Origin of the sequence: Ameyamaea chiangmaiensis, from assembly GCF_013376175.1 — a bacterium.
Classification (GTDB): domain Bacteria; phylum Pseudomonadota; class Alphaproteobacteria; order Acetobacterales; family Acetobacteraceae; genus Ameyamaea; species Ameyamaea chiangmaiensis.
The window spans coordinates 1-5,036 of the sequence record NZ_JABXXR010000176.1 but is presented as its reverse complement, the minus strand read 5'-3'; the positions used below and the strand labels follow the sequence as shown (position 1 = coordinate 5,036).

At 66.6% G+C, this 5,036-nt stretch carries 7 protein-coding genes; 4 read left to right on the top strand and 3 right to left on the bottom strand.

The features are described 5' to 3' along the window. Positions 1 to 903 (top strand): mannitol dehydrogenase family protein (locus HUK82_RS14410; RefSeq protein ID WP_456304206.1); only part of this gene is annotated, 903 nt, incomplete at its 5' end. Positions 904 to 950: 47 nt separating this feature from the next. Here HUK82_RS14410 and HUK82_RS14405 read toward each other — a convergent pair. Next, positions 951 to 1,640, bottom strand: coding sequence for an HAD family hydrolase (locus HUK82_RS14405; protein ID WP_176614616.1), 690 nt, complete (start codon positions 1,638 to 1,640; stop codon positions 951 to 953). A gap of 161 nt (positions 1,641 to 1,801) precedes the next feature. Here HUK82_RS14405 and HUK82_RS14400 point away from each other — a divergent pair, with 161 nt between their 5' ends. Beyond that, on the top strand, positions 1,802 to 2,524 hold the full coding sequence (locus HUK82_RS14400) for an MgtC/SapB family protein (protein WP_176614618.1): 723 nt from the start codon (positions 1,802 to 1,804) through the stop codon (positions 2,522 to 2,524). 113 nt (positions 2,525 to 2,637) lie between these two features. After that, positions 2,638 to 4,041: an MFS transporter gene (locus HUK82_RS14395; RefSeq protein ID WP_212647907.1), complete on the top strand. Its 1,404-nt coding sequence runs from the start codon at positions 2,638 to 2,640 to the stop codon at positions 4,039 to 4,041. Positions 4,042 to 4,045: 4 nt separating this feature from the next. On the opposite strand, the gene HUK82_RS14390 is transcribed toward HUK82_RS14395, so the two are convergent. Further along, positions 4,046 to 4,456, bottom strand: a complete 411-nt coding sequence (locus HUK82_RS14390) for a hypothetical protein (RefSeq protein WP_373318213.1) — start codon at positions 4,454 to 4,456, stop codon at positions 4,046 to 4,048. 138 nt (positions 4,457 to 4,594) lie between these two features. Here HUK82_RS14390 and HUK82_RS14385 point away from each other — a divergent pair, with 138 nt between their 5' ends. Beyond that, a complete protein-coding gene (locus tag HUK82_RS14385; protein WP_176614614.1) occupies positions 4,595 to 4,780 on the top strand; it encodes a hypothetical protein in 186 nt (61 codons plus the stop codon). A gap of 10 nt (positions 4,781 to 4,790) precedes the next feature. On the opposite strand, the gene HUK82_RS14380 is transcribed toward HUK82_RS14385, so the two are convergent. Continuing rightward, the coding region (locus HUK82_RS14380; protein WP_305144411.1) for an exodeoxyribonuclease VII large subunit at positions 4,791 to 5,036 on the bottom strand (246 nt) is incomplete at its 5' end.

The window sequence follows — 5,036 nt, the reverse complement described above, 5'->3', positions numbered from 1 at the left end:
GGCGCGATGCTGCGCGCCGCGACCGCCGCGTTCGCGGCCCTGGCGGGCGACGACGCGCTGGCGCAGTGGATCGAGACACAGGTTCCCTTCCCCGACACAATGGTCGACCGCATCGTGCCGCCACCCAGCGACCAGGATCGGACCGATGCGCAGGCGGCGCTGGGGGGACTGCGCGACGAGGCGGCGCTGTCGGCCGAGCCGTGGTTCCAGTGGATCATCACCGATTTCGACGGGCCACGCCCCGCGTGGGACCGGGTCGGCGCGCTGTTCGTGCCCGACGTCACGCCGTTCGAGACCGCCAAGCTGCGGATGCTGAACGGGACGCATATGCTGCTGGCCTATGCGGGCGCGCTGGCCGGACTGGAGACGATCGCCGATGCAGCCCGCGACCCTGTCGTCGGCACGCTGGCCGCGCGCTTCATGCTGGACGAACAGGGTGCGGCCATCGCGTTCGACGACGACGACCGCCGCCGCTACGCCGCCGAACTGATGGCCCGTTTTCGTAACCCCGCCATCAAACACCAGATGGACCGCATCGGACGCAACGGCTCGGTCAAGATGGCCTCGCGCATTATCGAGCCCATGCGCGAAAACATGCTGGCCGGTCGTCCGGTCCCGGGCGCGACGCTGCTGATTGCCTGCTGGATCCGCTGGTTCACCCTGCATGAACAGGACGAGCTCGACGTCGCCCTGCATGATCCGCGCATCGATCGTCTGGCCGCCATCTGTCGGGACCAGCGCCACGATTATCACGCCCAGGCCGAAGCGTTCCTGACGCTTGACGATGTATTCGGAGAGCCGCTGCCCGACCACGAACGCGTGGTGGGCGTCGTGGCCGCTCTTCTGGAGCGTCTGGACGATGGCGACGCGCGCGACGTTTTTCGCGCCTTCAGCGTCACCTGAACCAGAGAGGCGCGAGCGCTGGGCGCCCTTCCGCCCTTACCCGTTTCCTAGCCGCGCGTGCGCCGGATGAACGCGAGTGCCTCATGAAGGTCGGCGAGGACGTGGTGGGCCTTGGCGCGGATCTCGTCGTTCGGTTCCATCAGGTCGGGGATTACCAGCACGCGGATGCCGGCCGCGTGCGCCGCCCGAGCGCCGCTGTGCGAGTCCTCCAGCGCCAGACACAAGCACGGTTCGACCCCCAGCTTCGCAGCCGCTTTCAGATAGGGCTCCGGGTCGGGCTTGCCGCGCGTGACGTCGTCACGCGTGACGATCGCGTCGAAGCGATCGAACAGGCCAACCAGTTTCAGATGATGATCGGTGCGATAGCGGCTCGAGGACGTAGCAATGGCACGCGGGATTTTATGCTCGTCCAGATAATCGAGCAGCGGTTCCACCCCCGTCTTGAGAACGAGGCGCCCCGCGTCGACGAAATCGCGCAGGTGTTCTTCCTGCGCGGCGAAAAAGGCATCCACCGGGAAATCGGCGCCATAGGCCTCGCGGACGAGGGTGCGGCAGCCGTCGGCCGGCACGCCGATCATCCGGCGACAAAACGTCATCGGAATGTCGTAGCCCACCGTAAGACCGGCGCTGACCAGCGCCTCCATCGCCAGCGACTCGCTGTCGAGCAACAGCCCGTCCATATCGAAAATGACACCATCGATGCGCTGTTCGTGTCCGGCGATCGTCTCTTGCATCATGCTCTCCCGTCTTTTCCGTCGTTCTGTCAGCGATAATTCTAGACCCAGATAAATAACGACGTCACCTCCGGAGGGTTTTTCAGTGCGTGCGCCAGCGCGGTTGATACAGTCACGGCCAACCGGAAGCACGATCGGCGAAACGCAGGGCGGGAGACACGATGATGACGGTTTCGGGACTACCGGGCGAAGGCTGGACGCAGTTGGGCGAACTGGCGCTGGCCTTCGTGCTGTCCAGCCTTGTGGGGCTGGAGCGTGAGGTCAGGAACAAGAGCGCGGGGCTACGCACCTATACGCTGGTCGGTGTGGCGTCGGCCCTGTTCATGCTGATCTCCAAATACGGGTTCAACAACGTTCTGACGCCCGGGCTCGTCGTGCTCGATCCCTCGCGGGTCGCGGCACAGGTGGTGTCGGGACTGGGCTTCATCGGCGGCGGCGTGATCTTCATGCGCCGCAATGTCGTGCGCGGCCTGACGACGGCGGCCTCCGTGTGGTTGACCGCCGCTCTGGGCATGGCCTGTGGCGCCGGACTGCTGGTGCTGGCCGTGGCGACAACGCTGGGACATTTCGTGATCATGTTCGTGTTTCCGCGGCTGCTGCGCTTTATGCCCAGACCCAAAAACACGGCCACCACGCTCGATGTGTCCTATAACGACCGCCAGGGCGTGCTGCGCGCGCTTCTGGTGGAATGCACCACGCTGCGCTTCAGCGTCAGCCATGTGCGCATCACCCGCAATGGACAGCATGAGGACGGCGAAGGAACTGCGCCCGTCTGCCTGACGATGGAGGTGCGCGGCAAGCGCCCGGTCTCGCACCTGATCTCGGCTCTGGCCGGGATTGCGGGCGTGGTCGAAGTGGGCACAGCCGACGACGACGGGCTGGACTGACCTGCGCCGACGCCATGAGTGCGCGTCGCCCGCGCAGGGCCGTCCGGGCCCGGCGCGTCATGCGGCAAGGAGCGCCCTTGCGCCGGAGCCTGCTCTCGGTCATCACAACGAACATGCAACGATCGCTTTTCCCACCAACCGGTGACTGTACGGACGAACGGATCGAATGGCTGTCCGTCGTGCCGATCATGCTGTCCGTCCTGCTGGCAGTGCTCGATTACGCGGTGGCGAACATCGCGCTGCCGACGATTGCCGGGGAAATGGGGGTTTCGGCATCCCACGCGGTCTGGGTGGTCAATGCCTATCAGCTGGCCAGCACGATGCTCACCTTGCCCATGGCCGCATGGTCAAGCCGGATCGGGGCCGCCCGTACATGCATGATGGGGCTGGTGGTGATCATGCTGGGCTCGTCACTCTGCGCGGCGGCGCACTCGTTCGCGGTGCTGGTGATCGCACGCATGATCCAGGGGTGTGGCGGGGCCTGCATACTGGCCGTTGCCGCCGCGCTGATCCGCTCGGCCTATCCCGCCTCGAAACTCGGGCGCGGGCTTGCCCTCAACGCGCTGGTAACGGCGATGGGCGTGGCGCTGAGCCCATCGGTCGCAGCGATCATTCTCTCCGTCGCGTCGTGGCGATGGCTGTTTCTGTTCAATCTTCCCTTCGGTGGCGTGGCCCTGGTGCTGTCGGCCCTGTTCATGCGCGGCGCACCCCCGGTGATCGAGCGCATCGACTGGCTGTCGAGCCTTCTGTGTCTGATCGCCTTCGGCAGCGTCATCGTCGGCAGCGACCTGCTGGTGCATGCCATTGCCCCCATGGGCGCGGCCGCGCTGATCGGTCTGGGTGCGGTATGTTTTGTCCTGCTGCTGCGCAGCCAGCACGGTCTGGCGGCACCCATCCTCCCCGTTGACCTGCTGGCCATCCGCGACTTCCGCGTGGCGGCACTCGTCTGCTTCCTGGGATACGCGGGCGCCAACTTCTTCATGATCTCCACGCCGTTCACGCTGGTGAATCACTTTCATCGATCGCCGGTGCTGACCGGACTGCTGATCACGCCGTGGCCAGTCGGGATGATGGTTGCCTCTCCCTTCGTGGGTCGGCTGGCAGACCGTTACCCGGCCGCGATCCTGTCATCGCTGGGACTGTTCATCGTCGGCATGGGTTATCTGCTCCTGCGTCTTGCGCCGGCCTCTGCCTCCAACCTCGATCTGATGCTGCGGATGGGCTTCGCGGGCATCGGGTATGCCCTGTTCGTGGCGCCCAACAACAAGGCGATGATGGCGGCCTCGCCCGTTGAACGCTCCGGCGGTGCAAGCGGCATGATGTCGATCGCGCGCCTGACCGGCCAGACCACGGGCGCCACGCTGGTCGCGCTCTTACTGGCGATCTTCCCCACAGAACCTTCACTGAACTGTCTCGAGTTCGGGACTGTGGTGGTCTGGATCGGCGCCCTGGTCAGCGCCTCGCGCCTGAAGGCGCGGCCGACGCTTGCTGTGGCCGCGTCCTCACACGGCACATGATGCGTCAGCGGCAGATATGACGGTTGCCGTCGGCCCCGATATAGGTGGCGGTCTGGGCATCGTAACACGCGCTGAGCACACAGGCGTTCCCTGAACGGCCCGGCTCGGGATAGTTCGCCGCCGCGATCTGGTTCGCCTCGCGCGCGGCCGTGCCGCACAAAGGGGTGTTGGCCGGAGCGGAGGGGTCGTTGGTCAGTTGCGCCTCGTTGGCCGGCGGCGGACCTTCCACCACCGTGCCGGGGGCGAAATCCTGCGGCGGGATATGGGTTGCGGGCTGAGACGCCGTGGCCTGCGGCGTCTGGTCGGCGCACCCCGCCAACGCCGCGCAGACTACCAGCACTGCCGCCGAGGCGAGGGCCCGCGCAGGTGTGGCGGCCTTGGCCGAAGGCCGGAGTTCCGGGGGCGTAAACGGCATCGGCGAGGCTTCCATGTCTGTCTTGAACGCCATCTTTGCCGCAAGCTCCTGCCGTGGCCAAGCCCTGCCGCGCGTGGTGCGATCTTTCCCCGCCCGCCATGCGTTCCTACGGTCATCCGACCCGCCCGGAGAACGACGATGCCCTGGACCCCGCACGACGCGCCAACCCACACCCACAAGGCCGATACACACCCTTTGCAGGTACTGTGGGCCAAGGTTGCAAACGACTGCCTTGCCCGGACGGGCGACGAAGGCCGCGCGATACGCGAGGCCAACGCCGTGATCGCCCGGCAGTCCGGCAACGCGCCGCCCCATAAAAGCTAGCCGGACGCGTTCAGATATCGAGCGTGCCCTGCGCCCCGGTGCGCGGCCGCTCGATCCGCGCGGCACGTTCTCCGTCACGGAAGGTCAGGGTGACCTGCGCACCGGGCCGTGCCCCCTCGGCCCGCGTCACCGGACGCCCGTCGGCATCGCGAACCAGAACATACCCGCGCTCCAGCACGCCGAGCGGCGACATCGCCTCCAGCCGCCCGGCCAGTACGTCGAGTCGCGCGCGCTGGACCCGCAACAGGCCCAGCAA